Genomic DNA, 16,925 nt, shown 5'->3' with positions numbered 1-16,925 from the left:
CGTAGCAGTTGAAAACAGAGGGAAAGCAGCCATATCAAAACAGTATTTTCTCGGCTAACTTTGATTTTTTAACAGATTATTCACAATCCAGCGTTTAACATGCGTGAAATAGTATAGGTTATGTTGACAATTACTTAAAAGAAAGAGATACGAAGGCTGCCAGCAAGTACGTGATAGAAACTTGCCATCTGGAAGCACAGAAATAGATTGCGCCGTTGAATTGGTGGGAAATGCGAGAATGTCGGCACCGGCGTCGGAACACGCCTATTGCCATATTATTTTTTATGTCCTAAATACCCTTTTACACAAATTACATTGTCACACATAGTAATATGTGTTATATTGTACTCGTGAGGTGAAGCAAATGGGTGACAATAGCATCAGCAGAGACATTATTCGAGGGCATATTGATGCCATTATCCTTCGTGTATTGTGCGAAGGAGACAATTATGGATATGAAATTATCAAAGCGATCGCCAAAAACAGTGATGGTAAATATGAGCTAAAGGAACCTTCTCTTTATACCAGCTTAAAACGGTTGGAGACACAGAAGCTTATCTCTTCCTATTGGGGAGATGAGAGCCAGGGTGGCAGGCGCAAATACTATAAAGTAACTTCTCTGGGCGAAGAAGCCTATGAAAAATCCCTTGCAGACTGGAAAATAGCAAAGGATCTAATCGACAAACTAATAGAAAGGCAGGATTGAGCCATATGAACAGCTTGGAATTCTATGTTGACCACCTGTTTCGAAAATATAAAGCAAGTATACAAATCCAGGACCTGAGATTTGAAGTTCTAGGTAATCTCGAAGCGAAGGTTGCCGATCTTACGGCTAACGGAGTGGGTTATGACGAAGCAGTCAGAATGGCAAAGGAAAACCTTCCATCTATCGATCATCTGATTGATGGGAATCGAACCATTTATATCAATCAATTTAGACTGGAATATGTTCAAATTACTCTTCTCTACATGGTCATTGGCTGGATTGTTGCCATGCCACTTCAATTCATAAGAACGGGATTTATCCATTGGCTTTTTCTTATTTCCAGTGCGATTATTGGCGTAGTCTATCTCGTTCTACTTGCTAACAGAAAGAACATCAACATGCAAAAAATTAAGGCATTCAATCTGAATGCAGTCTTTGATTTACGAAAACAAGTATGGCTTGTCTGGTTCATTTTTATTGGTATGAGCATTTTCATTACGACTGCTCTGCAATTTGGAAGTAATATCTGGTTTTTCCGACCTGTTGACATCTCTGGTCCCTATCAATTTGCAATGATTGCAATCAAATATCTGATACCCTTCGCTTCTATCATAGTTCCCGTGATTTTCCACATCGCTCCAAAACTGATAATGAAATATGAAGTAGGTGAAAATGATGGCTACAAGGAATAAGCTGCTTATACTTCTAATCGTGGTCGGGATTATCCTATTTGGGATTATCAGAGGAATCATTCTTCCACAAATGGAAGCTAAGCAGGAACAGTACCTCCTAGATCAACAAAATCCAGTTACACATGATCTTGAGTCCCTATTACCATACAAATACAAATATATGGGGAAGGCTACTAACCTGATTAACTTGTATCAGCACTTACCTCTTGCAGAACTGGAGGAGACATATCACTTTTTCCCAGAAAAATTTACTGTGGAGATAACCTATAAAGAAAAGGTGAGTGCCATAGATGAATTCCGTCTGAAAGCTTCCCTCATTTATAACTCTGTTGCTGCTTTTTCATTGATCGATAATCTCGAAGAAATACACTATATTTTCTCAGGAGATTCATTTACCGTTACCCGTTCTGATATGAAGAGAGTGTTTGGTGAAAATCTATCAGAATTGCTAACTAATGAAATGTGGAAGGAAAAGGTACAAGATAGAATATCAGATAAGTCCTTTACCCTTACTGCTTTTCAGGAAAACTTTATTAATAAAAAATAAAAAAACATGAAAAAATTCGTGAAATACTGCATAATAACGCAGTAACTCGCGAATTTTTCCTTGTACTCGTTCTTCTTTTGCTCGGTCATGATAACAAGTCTAGTTCCCGACAGAACCTTACATTTTGTACAACACATGTCTAACTTCTTCCGTCCCACTATCCTTTTCCATTTTATGCAAATTCATTCTGAAATCCCTTCCTTTCTTCTCTTTTTTCTCAATTTGTTGCACAATATGACAAAACAAGTATATTATCAGAATAGTACATATTATTTTGTACTAATTTGCAGTTAAATCGTCTAAGGGAGGAATTGTCATGCCAGAAGTGCTATTTAAAGTTGATTTGAACAAGCCTATGGAGGAGCAAGCAACACCCGGACACAATCGTTGGCACCCGGATATTCCTGCAACCGTTTCCGTTAATCCAGGGGCAGTATTTCGTATGGAGTGCAAAGACTGGACTGACGGTCAAATCTCCAATAACGATGACCCAAGTGACATTCGCGATGTTAATCTTAATCGAGTGCATGTACTAAGCGGCCCTGTATGGGTTAATGGAGCAGAACCAGGTGATCTACTCGTTGTCGATATCCTAGACATCGGTGCCTTGCAAGAATCTGAATGGGGTTTTAACGGGATCTTTGCAAAAGAAAATGGAGGTGGCTTCCTGACTGAACATTATCCGGAAGCAGCTAAATCGATCTGGGATTTCCACGGGATCTATGCAAGCTCCCGCCACATTCCAGGGGTCAAGTTCGCTGGAATTATTCACCCTGGTTTAATTGGAACCGCACCATCCCATCAGCTGTTGGACAAATGGAATAAACGTGAGGCTGCTTTGGTAGCAACAGATCCAACTCGTAATCCTACTTATGCTAACCTGCCTACTGCCGACAGTGCCGTACTCGGAAAACTGCAAGGTGCCGAGTTTGATCGTATTGCGAAGGAAGCTGCACGTACAGTACCTCCACGTGAAAACGGCGGAAACTGTGACATTAAGAACCTGTCAAAAGGAACTCGCATCTACTTCCCTGTATTCGTAGACGGGGCAAAGCTTTCACTTGGAGACCTGCACTTTTCTCAAGGTGATGGAGAAATCTCCTTCTGTGGTGGTATCGAGATGGCAGGCTGGATAGATCTGCATGTTGATATCATTAAAGGCGGAATGGCAAAATACAACGTAACAGAAAATCCGATCTTTAAACCAGGTCCAGTTGATCCAAACTACTCTGAATTTTTGGTTTTTGAAGGGATTTCTGTTGACGAATTCAGCGGAACTCAACATTATTTAGATGCACACATCGCTTACCGTCGCGCATGCCTCAATGCGATTGAATATTTAAAAATAACAGCGGGATTAACAGGTGAGCAAGCTTATATGCTGCTAAGTACGGCTCCTGTGGAAGGAAGAATCAGCGGTGTAGTAGATGTACCGAACGCATGTTGTACTTTGTGGATTCCTACTTCGATTTTTGATCGAGATATTTTACCGAAGTAGCAGGTTCATGAAGAAAGGGGTTATAACAACACAATGCCGACTTATCTGTTTCAATGCCAAGAATGTGGACCGTTTGAAGAGACAATGAGTATGAGCCAAGTAACAGAGAGAATAGATTGCCCTTTCTGCGAGCAGGAGGCAACTAGACTCTATACTGCGCCAGGTCTTATTACATCCTCATCTGTCATTCGAAAAAGAATAGAAGAGAGCGCTATGCCGAAAGTGGTAAAACGAGAGCATTCTCACTCTCATTCATGTGGGCATGGCACTCACTCTCATTCTGCTACAACAGCAGCAGGAAAAGCTTCACCAAAGCGGCCTTGGCAAGCTAGTCATTAGAAAATATTACTTTTCCAAGCCGTTCGACAAATTGTACTGATACAGTAATAAACCAAAAAGAAGACCTTCCATTTTCAGGAGGTCTTCTTTTATTACTTACTTCACAGGTTTTCCTGTCGTCGCATCTATCACCATACCTAATGCTTCTTCACTTGGCAGATATACTAAAAGTGGTGCCGCTGCCTTTTGATCACGGTATTCAGGCCATATATAGGCAAGTTCAAGCGAAATTGCCTTTGCATACTCCTTCTTTGCTTCCTCAACTGTGACCAGGTTTTTATTATCTGGTAGCTTTACATCTTTATGGTTCTTATGAAGATAGAAGCTAATCACTTTCCCACTCACACCATCTACCTCAATACTGTACGATTTATCTTGTATAGGGACTCCTTGATGAAGATCAGTAAATCTTAAATAATATTTTGGAGCCTGTTTATTGTCTTTCAGCTTACTCTTGTCTACCCAAGATGGGATAAATTGGTCTTCCGTTGCATCCATATTCTGTAATGATAGTTCTTTTATACCACTAGGCAAATACTTCTCTAAAAAATTAATCGCTGTTTTCTCAGCATCTGCTTCAGAGATTTTTATTTTCTCTCCTCTCTTTGAATCGTCCTGGATAGTTAGAGAGGTAATTTGAGATGTTTTCGGATCAACTGATAACGAGACAAAGAGCATGTCATCATTTTTAGTATCATGCCACGAATAGTCCAGATACTCCACTTTGCCGTCCCGCTCTTGTTTATCTTCTTCGAATTTCATATTGGTTACATCGATTCCAATTTGTTTTGATAGATACGCTTCCGCTTCTTTTGGTGATTTGACTATCAGTGACTCCCCTTTTGGAGAAAGCGAAATCGTTTTCGGTTTAAACTCTCTCGGACTTCCCCAATCCTCAACCAATTTTCCCGTTGTTGCATCAACCAAACCTCTTGTTACAGATTCATACATCAAAATTGGTTCTGCTTTTGCTAGATCTTTTGCCTTACCGACTGGATATTTTTGTTGTGTATGATACATCAGTGACATATCCAAGATTTTTAGATAAGTCGCTTCGGCATCTTCTTTCTTAATTACCTTTTTTGGATCTGGGAACTTGGAAGGATCATAGACCTCTCCCCTATCACTAGTATTAAAAGAGGTAACATGACCTTGTTCAGTTACAGATACATAAATCCCGCTATTTTTAAATGGAATTCCATTAATCAATTGCTCAAAGCTTACTGATGCGAAAGTCCAATTCATTTCCTCTCCATCTTCGGAGACCGTACCCATTCCCGATTGCCCTACCGATTCACTCATTTTATAAGTAGAGAATTTATCCCCTGCAACCAGCTTTACGAAATCGCTTGCTTTTTGTTTAGCCAGTTCATCAGATGGAGCTTTGTCCGAGGCAAATGCAGGATTATCGAAGTCGAAGTTCAGCAATTCACCTGTTGTTTTATTAAAACTAACATAGGCAGAGGCATTCTTTTTCACGTTGAACTTTTCTTTTTCATCATAATTACTAAAAGTAATAGTAATTACAGATGAAGAGCCTGTCTCTCTCTTTACCTCATGTTGTTCTCGAATGGTAAGTGATTTTAATTCAGGCACTGCCTGATACAATGTTTCCAGTGACTGTTCCACGACCTTAGGAATAACTGTTTTTTCCTGCTCCGTTTTTATCTCTTTAGCTTGCGTTGTAGTAGAAGCACCTTCCATTGCCCAAACCGGTGTGACAGCTACCATGCTAACAGCCATTATAGTTGCAATTGATGCTTGTAGCTTTTTATTTGTTTTCATAATACCCTCCTGTAAATTTTTTCTATCCTTTCGTACGTTAGACAAGAATTGATATAGGTAAATCTTATAAACAACTAGTTACAAAAAAACAGGGAAGAATCTTACGAATGTCTTACAAAAAAATTGAATTATTGCAAATACAATTTAAAAGAAGACCTTCCTTATTTCTGAAGGTCTTCTTTTATTACTTACTTCACAGGTTTTCCTGTCGTCGCATCAATTACGGTTCCATTTGCTTGGTTACTTGGTACATATACCAGAAGAGGTGCAGGCGCTTTTTGATCGTGGTACTCTGGCCATACGTAGGCAAGTTCAAGAGAATGGGCTTTCACGTATGCTTTCTTTGCTTCTTCAACGGAAGCCAGGTTTTTATTATCTGGCAGTTTTACATCCTTATCATTCGTATTGAAATAGTAACCATTCACTTTGCCACTTACACCATCTACTTGAACACTGTACGATTTATCAGCTATCTGGACTCCTTGATGAAGCTCATTAAATGTAAAATAATATTGTGGAATCACTTTTCTATCTTTCAGCTTACTCTTATCTACCCATGCCGGAATATGATCATCTTTAGTTGAGCTTATATGCTCTAATGAAATTTCTTTCAAATTACGAGGCAAATGTTTTTCTAAGAAGGCAATTGCTTCCTTCTGCGCTTCTGCTTCGGAAATTTTTATTTTCTCCCCTTCTTTAGAATCATCCTGGATGTTAAAAGAAGTAATTTGAGATGTTTGTGGATCGATCATTAGCGAAACATAGAGCCTATTGTTATCCTTATCATTTGTTTCTTTGCTGTGCCACATGTAGTCCAGATATTTAACTTTACCGTCTACCTTATGATTATTTTCGCGGAATTCCATATTGGTCATATCGATTCCGAATTGTTTTGATAGATATTCTTCCGCTTCCTTTTGAGATTTGACTGTCACGGTCTCACCTTTTGGAGAAACCGAAATTGTTTTAGGTTTAAAATCTCTCGGACTTCCCCAAATCTCAACTGTTTTCCCCGTTGTTGCATCAATTAAATCGTTTGATACAGGAAGATACATTAAAATTGGCTCTGCTTTTTTTGAATCGGTTGTTGTAACGAATGAATATTCTTGTTGGGTATGATACATCAGTGTCATATCTAACGTCTTTAGATAAGTGGCTTCGGCATCTTCTTTCTTAATTGCCTTTTTAGGATCTGGGAATTTGGAAGGATCATTGACCTCTCCCCTATCACTCTTATCAAACGAGGTGACATGGCCTTGATTATCTACAGATACATAATACCCGCTATTACGAAATGGAATGCCGTTGATCAATTGCTCAAAGCTTACCGTTGAGAAGGTCCAGTTCATTTCCTCTCCATCTTCGGAGACCGTACCCATTCCCGCTTTCCCTACCCATTCACTCATTTGATAGGTAGAGAATTTATCTCCTGTAACCAGCTTTACGAAATCTCTTGCTTTCTCTTTAGCCAGTTCATCAGATGGAGCTTTGTCTGAGGCATATGCAGGATTTTCGAGGTTGAAGCTCAGCAATTCACCTGTTGTTTTATCAAAGCTGGCATAGGCAGAGACATGTTTTTTCATGTCGTACTTTTCTTTCTCATCATAATTGCTAAAAGAAATAGAAAACACAGATTGAGAACCTACCTCATTCTTGACCTCTTGTTGTTGTCTAATGGTGAGTGATTTTAATTCAGGCACTGCCTGATACAATGTTTCCAGTGATTGTTCCACGGCTTTGGGGATAGCTGTTTTCTCCTGCCCCGTTTTTATCTCCGTAGCTTGCGTTGTAGTAGTAGGTTCATTTGCCCAAACCGGTGTGACAGCTACCATACTAACAGCCATTAGGGTTGCAACTGATGCTTGCAGCTTTTTATTTGTTTTCATGATATCCTCCTGTAACTATTTATTACCCTTTAAGACGTTATACAAGGATAAAGGTAACAGCTAAAACAAGAATTAATTGAATATAATAATTCCTTTCTCCTTTTGTCATACATTCGTAAGATTCTTCCCCATTTTTTTGTAACTAGTTGTTTATAAGATATGCCTATACCAAATCGTAATCTCATGCCACAATGAAAGGAACGTGAAAAAAGGTGGGAAATGAATGTCTAAATATCATGTTCTCGTCGTAGATGATGAGGCAGAAATCAGAGAAGCGATCAATATTTATCTTCGCAATGAAGATATTACCGTCTTTCAAGCCAAGAACGGCAGAGAAGCACTAGAGGTTCTTGATAATGTGGAGATTCACTTAATTCTATTAGATATTATGATGCCTGAGATGGATGGTATTAAGGCAACTTTCAAAATCAGAGAAACGAAAAACATTCCAATCATCATGCTATCAGCCAAATCAGAAGACATGGATATCGTTCTCGGATTAAATGTGGGGGCTGATGATTATGTGACCAAGCCGTTTAATCCTATTGAACTGATAGCGCGTGTCAAATCACAGCTTCGTCGCTATACCAATCTGGGCAATTACAAAGCGAGTGAAGAGGAGATTCATGTAGGTGGACTTACTCTCAACATCCAAGCCAAGTCCCTATTGGTCGATGGTGAAGAAGTTCGTTTAACAGCAACCGAATATAAAATCCTGGAGCTTCTTATGGTAAATAAAGGCCATATTTTTTCCATTGAACAAATCTATGGAAAAGTATGGAAGGAAACTTATCACAATGCGGAAAATACAGTAGCTGTCCATGTGCGCCGCATTCGTGAAAAGATCGAGATCAACCCAAAAGAGCCCAAATACTTAAAGGTGGTGTGGGGCATTGGATACAAAATCGAAGGCTAGCTTTTGGCCTACGGTAGCCTTAGTGCTCAGTCTATTTCTTTTTACTTTTACTTTGCTTGCTGCGGTGGATGTGTATGACAATAGAGAAAAGCTCGATAGTCATGCTTATTTTACTAGCAGTGAATTTGCTTCACGAGTTGATGAATTTACCACTGCATTTGTTAAATACTACTCAGATTTTAGAGGATACGAAGAGTTAACGTACGAGGAAAAATATACGAAAGAAGAAATTGCAGAAATAAAACAGAAGGTGGATGAACGGTTCCGACGAGACGAAGAGAATTTGTATTATAAATATAAGTCAAACATTCAACTGGCCGAAGAACAAAATAATACGGAAAAGCTGGCATTACTGAAAAAACAAAAAGAACAAGAGTTACAGAGCTTAAACACTTCTTATACCGAATCTGTAAATAATATTATTCCGAATCTGATTGCAGAAAAAGATAGAAGCTATAAGCAAGTCAAGATGAACTTTATAAAACTGGAAAATCACTTCCAATACTATCTAAAAAATCAAGATACGGGCAGGGTGGTCGCAAATATAAATCCACCAGATGAGGCTAGTCTGGATAATGATGCTCTTTACTACTTTAAAATACCATCTTACTCTTCGAACCCTAAGTTATTAGCTGTTACTAGTAGTTTAAGTGAACGGAACTGGACTGGCTATTTGGTCGTTCCCGATGCCGCAAGCAACCATAGTCCCGTCCATGCTGATTACTACTATTATGCGAATGTTAAGGATAGATTAATGTGGGTAAACGTCTTGGGTATCATTAGTCTGGCGGGAGCAGTCGCACTCTTCGTTTATTACTGGAGAAACAAAAAAAATCCAGCACATACACTGGACACAGCTTCTTCTATAATCCGAATAATTCCGCTTGATTTACAGATTATTCTCTTTGGGATCATCAGTTTGTTTACCATGCGCTATGCATCAAATGTAAGCTTCTTTTATCTCCCCATTGAGATAGCTCACTTCTTTGCCCTGATATTTATAGCCAGCTTACTCGGTTATATCGCTCTTCAGATACGAGAGTTTTATCGTCTTGCTACCAACGAAAGGGAACGTCAAGCAGAATGGCAACGCAGCTTTCTTGGCAAATTGCGAACATTATGGGCAGAGAGTAAAGTAAACAAGAGCTTATTAATGAAAGTGATCATCTTCGGGTTTCTAACAGGCGGATTTGCGCTAAGTCTTCTGTTGTCCATCGTATCGCTTTCCGCTCGCGAGGAGTTATTCCTGCTCATTTCAGTTCTTTACAACCTATTTTATCTCATAGTCGTTGTGCCTCTTACACTACGAAAAATCAGTACCTTAAATAAGATCATGAGAGCAGCGGAAGAGATGGCGTCAGGTAATCTACAGATGACGATAAAAGAACCGAAAGACAAGAACTTTGTGGATCTTACCCGCAATCTGAATAATATGCGAGTCGGTATGCAAAAATCGATGCAGAATCAGATAAAGAGTGAGAAGCTAAAAACAGAGCTGATTACGAACGTATCACATGATTTACGCACTCCGCTTACCTCGATCATCAATTATGTGGACCTGTTAAAACGAGAGGATATTACTGAAGAAGAGAAGAAAAACTACATGGATATCCTCGATAAGAAGACACAACGTCTTAAGATCCTGATTGACGATTTAATTGAAGCCTCCAAGGTAGCAAGCGGAACTGTTGACCTACACACGGAGAGACTCAATGTAGTTTCCTTGTTAAATCAGGCCTTGGCTGAATTTAATGAAACAATTAAAAAATCAAGCCTGACTTTCCGCTTACAGGTACAACATCAAAACATCTATGCGACGCTAGACGGACGCAAAACATGGAGGGTCTTTGAAAATCTTATCAGCAACGCAGTAAAGTATTCTCTTCCTAACACCAGAGTCTATCTTTCGTTAACAGAAGACGATTATCACGTTTTCTTCACTATCAAAAACGTATCTGCTTATGAAATAGATTTCGATATAGATGAACTGTTCGAACGCTTTAAACGTGGTGATCAATCCCGCCACACTGAAGGATCAGGCCTAGGACTCGCGATTGCGAAAAGTATCGTAGAATTGCAAGGTGGTCAACTCTTTATAGATATTGATGGTGATTATTTCAAAGTGACTGCGGTGTTTAATAAGTAATATTAGGCATAGTAAAGAATAATAGCTGAATGAAAAACGAGTAGGATCGGGTTTTAGCCCTTTTCTACTCGTTTTTTTCTGTAAAAAACGTCTCGACGTTTTTCATGAAATTGGATGTGACCGCTTGCGGTCCAACAAAACGGTCATGACCGTTTTGTATGATTTTTATTTCAACATTTCTCTTGAAAATCCAACCTGCTCAAGATATTGGATCGGAAGCTCTACCCGTGCTGTTTTTAGCGGATCAACAATCTGACATATCCGTACATCACCAGCAAGAGAAATGAGCGAAATGGCATCTGCTTTAGGTACATGATATTCATCGTGCAAGAAGTTAACCATATGAATGACAGCTTGATCAGCAGCCACATCCAACTCTTTGTGAGAGACGATCGTCATTACATGCTCCTGATTTACCGCCATTGGCAGAGGCCATTTTTTACCTTTGATCACAGTTAGTTTAACTGTAACCTCCCCAGCGATTTCCGCTCCGCACACAGAGGCTTCCCCATCTGCCATCGCAGCATGCAGATCACCAAGCGCAAAAAGTGCCCCCGGTACATTAACTGGTAATAGTAAAGTCGTTCCCTCACGCATTTGTTTACAATCCATATTTCCGCCATGCATATCAGGTGTCCCACAGGAAATACTGCCTTCCTTTGGTGCAGTACCGATAACACCAATCATTGGATTTAATGGGATTGAAAAGGAATCAAGCTGAACGTGATTATCCGTAACAGGTATTACTTTAACAATGTTCTCGGTCAAAACGGAGCCCAAGACACCTAAATTTGGTCCTGTAACCATAACTGCTTGCGTACCTATCTTGATTTTTTGTATCTCTACCGCTAGAATATCTCCTGGCTCGGCTCCCTCTACAAAGACAGGTCCCGTTGCCGGATTAACACGATTCCAATCCAGTTCGTTAAAGACAACATCAGCTGATTGAATCTGATCCTCGAAGCAATCACATGTCTCAAATGTAACGACACTACCTGCTTCTACTGTCAGTACGGGTTCGTTCTTTGGTGACATGGCATAAATCAAATGCTTGTTGCTAACACGATGCATTCCCCTCGTCCTCCTTTGAAAAAGAATGATTTTTATAAAATTCAAACTATCTACTAGTATACGTCAACTTACTAATATTGCAGTAAATATCATGCTATTCTCATAAACATTTGTCATAACTCTAATAGATGTAGAGAGACTCATTCCCATGACAAAATAGTAACGCGGTCCTCTACACTCACTGCCATTTCGGCGAGAGAGGTCAGAGGCCGCATATTTTAAAACATTTATTTCACATTAATCTCATTCGTGCGTCCCAAATACCACGTATAGAACGCTCGAGCCATTTCGATAGGCACATCATTAATAGTAGTGCGACAAACGGGTTTGGCCTGCTGGACAGTTTCAATTGAAGCGAGGCCAAGACGTTGTTGAAGCAGATTACGGGTTACTTTCACTTCAATAACCTTATCCCGTCTCGAAACGAATAACGAGGTAGTCAGGGCTCCTGTCTTGATCTGAATATAATTATGGTTCAATGTGAAGCGTGTATGAAAGAAATCAAACAATCTAGATACATAGACACAGACAAATAAGACGATAGATAGAACCCACCACGTATGCTCCCATCCTAGAAGCTTTGGTTTAAAATAATAGAGGGCTCCTGTAGAAATGAGCCAGAACCAACTTGGTTTTAACATGCGAACCCACAACGATTTTTGTGGGAGACGAGTCATCTCTTCTGTCACTTCATAGGACGGTAATATTTCAGATATCAACTTATATGCACGAGTAACAGGCAAGAAAGGATACAGGGTGTTAATCTCCTGTTTATCTTCCTCATCATTGGTTCCTCCTGCACTAATCAGCTTCACTTCGACGAGCCCGAGCATACGCTTCATCGTTGATTGAGTAATTTCAATAGCCTGCACTTTTTGCTTGGAAATAGAAAAAGAAGTCGAATCGACTACACCCTTCTTAATGTAAATGCGATTTGTATCTGAAGAAATTTCGTACTCTCCGTATTTTAAAAATGTTCGAATGATTCCGATTGATACAGAAATAACGATGAGCCCAATAACAACATTCGTAACCAGCCACCAAGAGCTTAAGATAGTGGACAACAAACCTTCCGCTTCTTTTTCCACATTGAAGATCTCATCTACTTTGGTATATAACGAACCAAGTAAAGGTATCAGGATTAGAAAGCTCAGCGATGTAAAGGAAGCTTTTAGAACATCCTTTTTTGTTGGCTTAAAATGAATCATTCGATGTGGGGCTGTACGATCCGCATGTTGCATCTCAGGTTGTACCCCAGAAGGAGATACCCCCTTCTCACCCTCACTAGGCTGAGTCGTCTTCGCCTCGTCGAGTATAGGGACACACATACGCCTTTCAATGTTGTCTGCTTCCGTCGGACTAATGACTGTAAATTCAATAGTAGCATCTGAACCTTCCATGCCGGTTGCCAATCGAAGGGAAGTAACCTTGAATATCCGATGGAATAAAGAAGTGTGACGGTTTACGTTCTGAACATTGATAAACGGTATCGTTTGCTTCGACTTGGTGAATATTCCTTTGTAAATATGAAAGGAAGTATCATCAAGTTTGTATTTATGGGTAAACCATTTTATGAAGATATGAACGATGGAAAACCCCAAAATGACAATAAACGCGATCCTTCCATACCTTACAAAAGCAGCCTCCGAATTATACTTTAATACGAATAAAAAAAGAGCAAAGAAAGCTGAGTTCCTAACTAATTTCCATAACTCAAAAACAATAATGAGCGGGTGGTATCGCTTTATGTCATTCATTACTCCACTTCCTTTATTTTTGCGAAAGCTGCAATCTGATTTCTTAACTCGACGGCTGCCTCTTTAGGCAGTGCGGGAATAGTGTGAGAAGTTCCTATCGTCTTAATGGATATGGTGCAAAGTCCGTATTTTTTAAGTAGCGGTCCTTGTACCGTTGATACCGCCTGTATTTTTGTCATCGGAATAAGGTGATGATCTTCTCGTATTGCTCCTGATTTCAACTGGACAAATTCTTCACTTACATCGTAGCGCCAGTTCTTATAGACAAGGAACGGACTGATGAATGACCATATGGAGGCTATGACAGAAATGATGGCTATGCTGATCAGCACCCAGCCAATCCACTCTTTCCATTCCAACATATGATCAAGATAAAACAATACACCAAGTATAATGTACCAGACGATATTCTCAATCGTGTCGTTTATGATTGTTACTTTAATAAAATCCTTTGCTAAGCGTTGTTGCGGTTCATTAATTTGAGAATACATATCATCACCTCTGTGTGTTCAAAACGTCTTTGTAGTATTTGGTTGTCTCATACTATAAATATAGCAGGTGGTATAATCTTAATCAATATATTTTTAATGATAAACGATAAAAATATATTGATTAAGATTAAAAATTAGCATAAACTTATAATCATGAAATCATAGATTTTCGCCTAAAGGAGACCTTGTTGATGAATTTGAAAATCGTATATAAAATGGGATCGAGACTATGTTTAATCCTTTTTTACCTGCTTATTTTATTGGCGTTATTTGCAGTAGCAGAACATTATTTCTTTATATGGCAACCTGAGAGCAGCTTCACTCAATCCTTTGGGGAATTTAAGCCGATATTTGGATATGTGAATGTAGACTTTTTTCAGCAGCCAGAGCTGTACACGGATAAATCATTTCTGATGCTATCATTAGCTTGCAATACAGCAGCGCTTTTATTTGGACTTTTATTCCTATGGTATTTCCATAAATTTTTAAAAAACATGTACATTGACGACCTCTTTATGTATGAAAATGTCTCTATTTTATACAAGTTAGGGCTGACGATCTTGGTTGTAGGAACAGCTTATATCTATATAGACGGCGTTCTATTATCGAAAGCGATTACTGCCTTGGAGATTACGAATGCACAACTAACATTGTCAGATTTTTCGTTTGTGGATAGCATTCTTGGAGGAATAATACTTATTATTATTGCTTCTGCCTTGAAAACAGCTGTACATGCAGTAGAAGAAAATAAGAACACAATTTGAATATGAAGAAGGCGGCTCATAATGATAAGAATAAAACTTGATGTCATGATGGCTGAGCGTAAAATGTCATTGAACAGACTGTCGGAACTTGTTGGCGTTACTCCCGTTAACTTGTCAGTACTTAAAAATGAGAAAGGAAAAGCAATTCGTTTCTCGACACTTGATGCACTATGCAAAGCGCTGGATTGTCAACCTGGCGATTTGTTAGAGTATATCAAGGGGGAGGTGAACGAAGAAGATTAACATGAAGTCCGATGATTCGTGACCACTACGCCGTCGGGTCATTCTTTCGCTCGCTGTTGTCCCAAAAATTCCCTGATTATTTCAGATCTATATAAGATGAACAAAATTATTTCCCCTTCATTTAGAAGGGGATTTTATAATTAAATGTCGAATTAGTGAAGACCACTCTATGGATGAGTGATATCAATGGAAGAAAACAAAGAGCTTGATGAGGGTAAGAAGTGTTTAATAAGGAAAAAAATCGCCGAGATTCAAAAAAACGTGCATGAATTCATGGAACAGATTAAGAATTGTTTGCGATCAGCTGATTCTCAGTTATATTCTGAATATTCTATCAAAATTGACTATTTTGAAATTCATGTTCCTCATTATTCGTGATTGATCACACGTAAAATTGGCTTACATGCAGCCTTTTAGCCGTTTCTTGCCTATGCCTCATCAGCTTTGTTTCATGTTCAGTTCAATACCTGACCACATTAGGTCAGCTTGCTTACCTTATACCAACATATATTAGGAGGAAAAGAGAAATGAAAATGCAGCCTATTTTTTCAAGAGTTGTGGTTCCCTTGCTATTATCCCTTTCAGTTGTAGTAACAGGTTGTGGTGCAGCGTCTACCTCAACGAATGCAGAAGGTAAGTCCGGTTCAGCTATGACAAAAGACCAAGGTGTGTTCACCTACGTTGCTTCCGGAGAGTATCAACCTTTTAGCTACTTCAAGGATGGAGTCCTGACTGGCTTTGACATTGAAGTGGGGAACGAGTTGGCAAAACGAATGAATCTAACCCCAAAAGCAGTAACATCCCCCTTCTCAGGTATTATCGCTGGTGTTAAGGAAGGGCGCTATGATGCAGCTATTGCTAGCCATGCAATCACTGATGAGAGAAAACAGCAGATAAACTTCGCTGAACCCTACTATTTATCTGGAGGTCAGTTATTTATACGCCCTGATGGGACAACCTCTACGTTAGATGGATTAAAAGGAAAAGAAGTTGCAGTTGCCCTAGGAACAACACATGAAAAGATGGCTCGTGAATATACGGACAATATCAAAACCTATGACAGCGATGTAACAGCGCTTCGTGCTCTAGAACAAGGCAAACACGATGTCGTCATAACGGATAGCGTGGTTGGCGAGATTGCTATTCAACAAGGGCTAAAAATCAAGAAAAGCGGTTCCCCTCTATCTGAAGTCCAGCACGGAATTGCAGTTAGCAAGGAGAACGAAGAGCTATTGAAACAAATTAATGAAGCCCTTGCCGCAATGAAAGCGGACGGTACGTATCAAAAACTAAGTGAAAAATACTTTGGTCGGGACATCAGCAAGAAGGAATAACATAAACGAAAGGAGGGCTACTTTTGCCGAACCTCAACCATCTCATCGAAGAATTCATTCGAACATTTCCGTTTTTTCTGAAGCCACTACTACTTACGTTTCAATTGACTGTTGCGTCTGTTGTGGTTGGAACGGTAATTGGGCTATTCTTCGCTTTATTAAAGGTGTCACGTTTGCCAATTGCCAGACTCATTGCCAACGTATATATTGCGGTTATACGTGGAACTCCCTTAATCGTTCAGATTTTCGTTCTCTACTTTGGATTTTATAAAGTCGTAGATTTAGGTCAATTTTGGTCTGCTACACTGGCATTAGCTATCCATAGCGGTGCTTATATTGCTGAAATATTCCGTGGAACGATTCAATCTATCGATCAAGGGCAGACAGAAGCAGGTTTATCTCTTGGAATGTCACCTGCTTTAACTATGCGACATATCGTTTTGCCACAAGCGTTAAAACGCTCTATTCCGCCACTTGGCAACCAATTTATTTTATCATTGAAAGAATCCTCGCTTGCCGCCTTCATCGCCATGGACGAATTATTCGCAATGGCTCGCAGGTTATCTGCCGAGACTTTCGATGAAATGACCTACTTTTTGATTGTTGCATTTTACTATTTGGTGATTGTCCTTATCTTTACAGCTATAGTAAACAGGCTGGAAAAACGATTGAGTAAGCGTGGGGCTAACTAGGTATTGTTGCTCCCTGTAATCGAGTAGGAGGGGGTGACTAACCCCCGACCTCTCACAC

The 16,925-nt window shown here is 39.5% G+C and carries 16 protein-coding genes; 11 read left to right on the top strand and 5 right to left on the bottom strand.

Features of this window, described 5'->3' with window-relative positions; translation table 11 throughout:
- Window positions 1–364: 364 nt before the first annotated feature.
- The 5 genes from LM917_RS11455 to LM917_RS11435 all read left to right on the top strand — a co-directional run bounded on the left by LM917_RS11455 (window position 365) and on the right by LM917_RS11435 (window position 3,782).
- Window positions 365–706: a PadR family transcriptional regulator gene (locus LM917_RS11455; RefSeq protein WP_232697651.1), complete on the top strand. Its 342-nt coding sequence runs from the start codon at window positions 365–367 to the stop codon at window positions 704–706.
- A gap of 5 nt (window positions 707–711) precedes the next feature.
- Window positions 712–1,398: a hypothetical protein gene (locus tag LM917_RS11450; protein WP_232697650.1), complete on the top strand. Its 687-nt coding sequence runs from the start codon at window positions 712–714 to the stop codon at window positions 1,396–1,398.
- Entirely contained in the window at window positions 1,382–1,945 is a 564-nt protein-coding gene (locus tag LM917_RS11445; RefSeq protein WP_232697649.1) for a DUF4825 domain-containing protein, read from the top strand. Before LM917_RS11450 ends, LM917_RS11445 begins: the two co-directional genes overlap by 17 nt.
- Before the next feature lie 316 nt (window positions 1,946–2,261).
- Window positions 2,262–3,443: a formamidase gene (gene fmdA / locus LM917_RS11440; RefSeq protein WP_232697648.1), complete on the top strand. Its 1,182-nt coding sequence runs from the start codon at window positions 2,262–2,264 to the stop codon at window positions 3,441–3,443.
- A gap of 33 nt (window positions 3,444–3,476) precedes the next feature.
- Window positions 3,477–3,782: an FmdB family zinc ribbon protein gene (locus LM917_RS11435; RefSeq protein ID WP_232697647.1), complete on the top strand. Its 306-nt coding sequence runs from the start codon at window positions 3,477–3,479 to the stop codon at window positions 3,780–3,782.
- 96 nt (window positions 3,783–3,878) lie between these two features.
- Here the strand turns inward: LM917_RS11435 and LM917_RS11430 are convergent, their stop codons facing one another.
- Window positions 3,879–5,567: a YcdB/YcdC domain-containing protein gene (locus LM917_RS11430; protein WP_232697646.1), complete on the bottom strand. Its 1,689-nt coding sequence runs from the start codon at window positions 5,565–5,567 to the stop codon at window positions 3,879–3,881.
- Window positions 5,568–5,755: 188 nt separating this feature from the next.
- Window positions 5,756–7,453 (bottom strand): YcdB/YcdC domain-containing protein, encoded by a 1,698-nt coding sequence (locus LM917_RS11425; protein WP_232697645.1) that lies wholly within the window; start codon window positions 7,451–7,453, stop codon window positions 5,756–5,758.
- 223 nt (window positions 7,454–7,676) lie between these two features.
- Here LM917_RS11425 and LM917_RS11420 point away from each other — a divergent pair, with 223 nt between their 5' ends.
- Together LM917_RS11420 and LM917_RS11415 are read left to right on the top strand one after the other, a co-directional pair.
- Complete coding sequence (locus tag LM917_RS11420) at window positions 7,677–8,369, top strand: response regulator transcription factor (protein ID WP_232697644.1); 693 nt, start codon at window positions 7,677–7,679, stop codon at window positions 8,367–8,369.
- On the top strand, window positions 8,347–10,515 hold the full coding sequence (locus LM917_RS11415; protein WP_232697643.1) for a sensor histidine kinase: 2,169 nt from the start codon (window positions 8,347–8,349) through the stop codon (window positions 10,513–10,515). The genes LM917_RS11420 and LM917_RS11415 overlap by 23 nt, the downstream gene beginning before the upstream one ends.
- 165 nt (window positions 10,516–10,680) lie before the next feature.
- Here the strand turns inward: LM917_RS11415 and LM917_RS11410 are convergent, their stop codons facing one another.
- The 3 genes from LM917_RS11410 to LM917_RS11400 form a co-directional block, all read right to left on the bottom strand.
- The gene (locus tag LM917_RS11410) at window positions 10,681–11,586 is read right to left on the bottom strand and encodes an acetamidase/formamidase family protein (protein ID WP_232697642.1); all 906 of its coding nucleotides are present in this window, start codon (window positions 11,584–11,586) and stop codon (window positions 10,681–10,683) included.
- 227 nt (window positions 11,587–11,813) lie between these two features.
- On the bottom strand, window positions 11,814–13,343 hold the full coding sequence (locus LM917_RS11405; protein WP_232697641.1) for a PH domain-containing protein: 1,530 nt from the start codon (window positions 13,341–13,343) through the stop codon (window positions 11,814–11,816).
- Window positions 13,343–13,834: a PH domain-containing protein gene (locus tag LM917_RS11400; RefSeq protein ID WP_232697640.1), complete on the bottom strand. Its 492-nt coding sequence runs from the start codon at window positions 13,832–13,834 to the stop codon at window positions 13,343–13,345. The genes LM917_RS11405 and LM917_RS11400 overlap by 1 nt, the downstream gene beginning before the upstream one ends.
- 191 nt (window positions 13,835–14,025) lie before the next feature.
- On the opposite strand from LM917_RS11400, the gene LM917_RS11395 reads away from it, so the two are divergent.
- The 4 genes from LM917_RS11395 to LM917_RS11380 all read left to right on the top strand — a co-directional run bounded on the left by LM917_RS11395 (window position 14,026) and on the right by LM917_RS11380 (window position 16,867).
- On the top strand, window positions 14,026–14,598 hold the full coding sequence (locus tag LM917_RS11395; protein ID WP_232697639.1) for a DUF2975 domain-containing protein: 573 nt from the start codon (window positions 14,026–14,028) through the stop codon (window positions 14,596–14,598).
- A 21-nt stretch (window positions 14,599–14,619) separates the two neighbouring features.
- Entirely contained in the window at window positions 14,620–14,841 is a 222-nt protein-coding gene (locus LM917_RS11390) for a helix-turn-helix domain-containing protein (protein ID WP_232697638.1), read from the top strand.
- A gap of 527 nt (window positions 14,842–15,368) precedes the next feature.
- Window positions 15,369–16,175, top strand: a complete 807-nt coding sequence (locus tag LM917_RS11385) for a transporter substrate-binding domain-containing protein (RefSeq protein WP_232697637.1) — start codon at window positions 15,369–15,371, stop codon at window positions 16,173–16,175.
- A gap of 23 nt (window positions 16,176–16,198) precedes the next feature.
- Complete coding sequence (locus tag LM917_RS11380) at window positions 16,199–16,867, top strand: amino acid ABC transporter permease (RefSeq protein WP_232697636.1); 669 nt, start codon at window positions 16,199–16,201, stop codon at window positions 16,865–16,867.
- Window positions 16,868–16,925 lie beyond the last annotated feature (58 nt).

Origin of the sequence: Brevibacillus daliensis (assembly GCF_021245735.1) — a bacterium.
GTDB classification, from domain to species: Bacteria; Bacillota; Bacilli; order Brevibacillales; family Brevibacillaceae; genus Brevibacillus_B; species Brevibacillus_B daliensis.
Note: the sequence above shows the minus strand (reverse complement) of the source record. Positions and strands in the feature narration are given on the sequence as shown.

Coding starts and splice junctions, on each gene's coding strand:
- LM917_RS11455 (WP_232697651.1), top strand. CDS start 365: ATGGGTGACAATAGCATCAGCAGAGACATTATTCGAGGGCATATTGAT.
- LM917_RS11450 (WP_232697650.1), top strand. CDS start 712: ATGAACAGCTTGGAATTCTATGTTGACCACCTGTTTCGAAAATATAAA.
- LM917_RS11445 (WP_232697649.1), top strand. CDS start 1,382: ATGGCTACAAGGAATAAGCTGCTTATACTTCTAATCGTGGTCGGGATT.
- fmdA (WP_232697648.1), top strand. CDS start 2,262: ATGCCAGAAGTGCTATTTAAAGTTGATTTGAACAAGCCTATGGAGGAG.
- LM917_RS11435 (WP_232697647.1), top strand. CDS start 3,477: ATGCCGACTTATCTGTTTCAATGCCAAGAATGTGGACCGTTTGAAGAG.
- LM917_RS11430 (WP_232697646.1), bottom strand. CDS start 5,567: ATGAAAACAAATAAAAAGCTACAAGCATCAATTGCAACTATAATGGCT.
- LM917_RS11425 (WP_232697645.1), bottom strand. CDS start 7,453: ATGAAAACAAATAAAAAGCTGCAAGCATCAGTTGCAACCCTAATGGCT.
- LM917_RS11420 (WP_232697644.1), top strand. CDS start 7,677: ATGTCTAAATATCATGTTCTCGTCGTAGATGATGAGGCAGAAATCAGA.
- LM917_RS11410 (WP_232697642.1), bottom strand. CDS start 11,586: ATGCATCGTGTTAGCAACAAGCATTTGATTTATGCCATGTCACCAAAG.
- LM917_RS11405 (WP_232697641.1), bottom strand. CDS start 13,343: ATGAATGACATAAAGCGATACCACCCGCTCATTATTGTTTTTGAGTTA.
- LM917_RS11400 (WP_232697640.1), bottom strand. CDS start 13,834: ATGTATTCTCAAATTAATGAACCGCAACAACGCTTAGCAAAGGATTTT.
- LM917_RS11395 (WP_232697639.1), top strand. CDS start 14,026: ATGAATTTGAAAATCGTATATAAAATGGGATCGAGACTATGTTTAATC.
- LM917_RS11390 (WP_232697638.1), top strand. CDS start 14,620: ATGATAAGAATAAAACTTGATGTCATGATGGCTGAGCGTAAAATGTCA.
- LM917_RS11385 (WP_232697637.1), top strand. CDS start 15,369: ATGAAAATGCAGCCTATTTTTTCAAGAGTTGTGGTTCCCTTGCTATTA.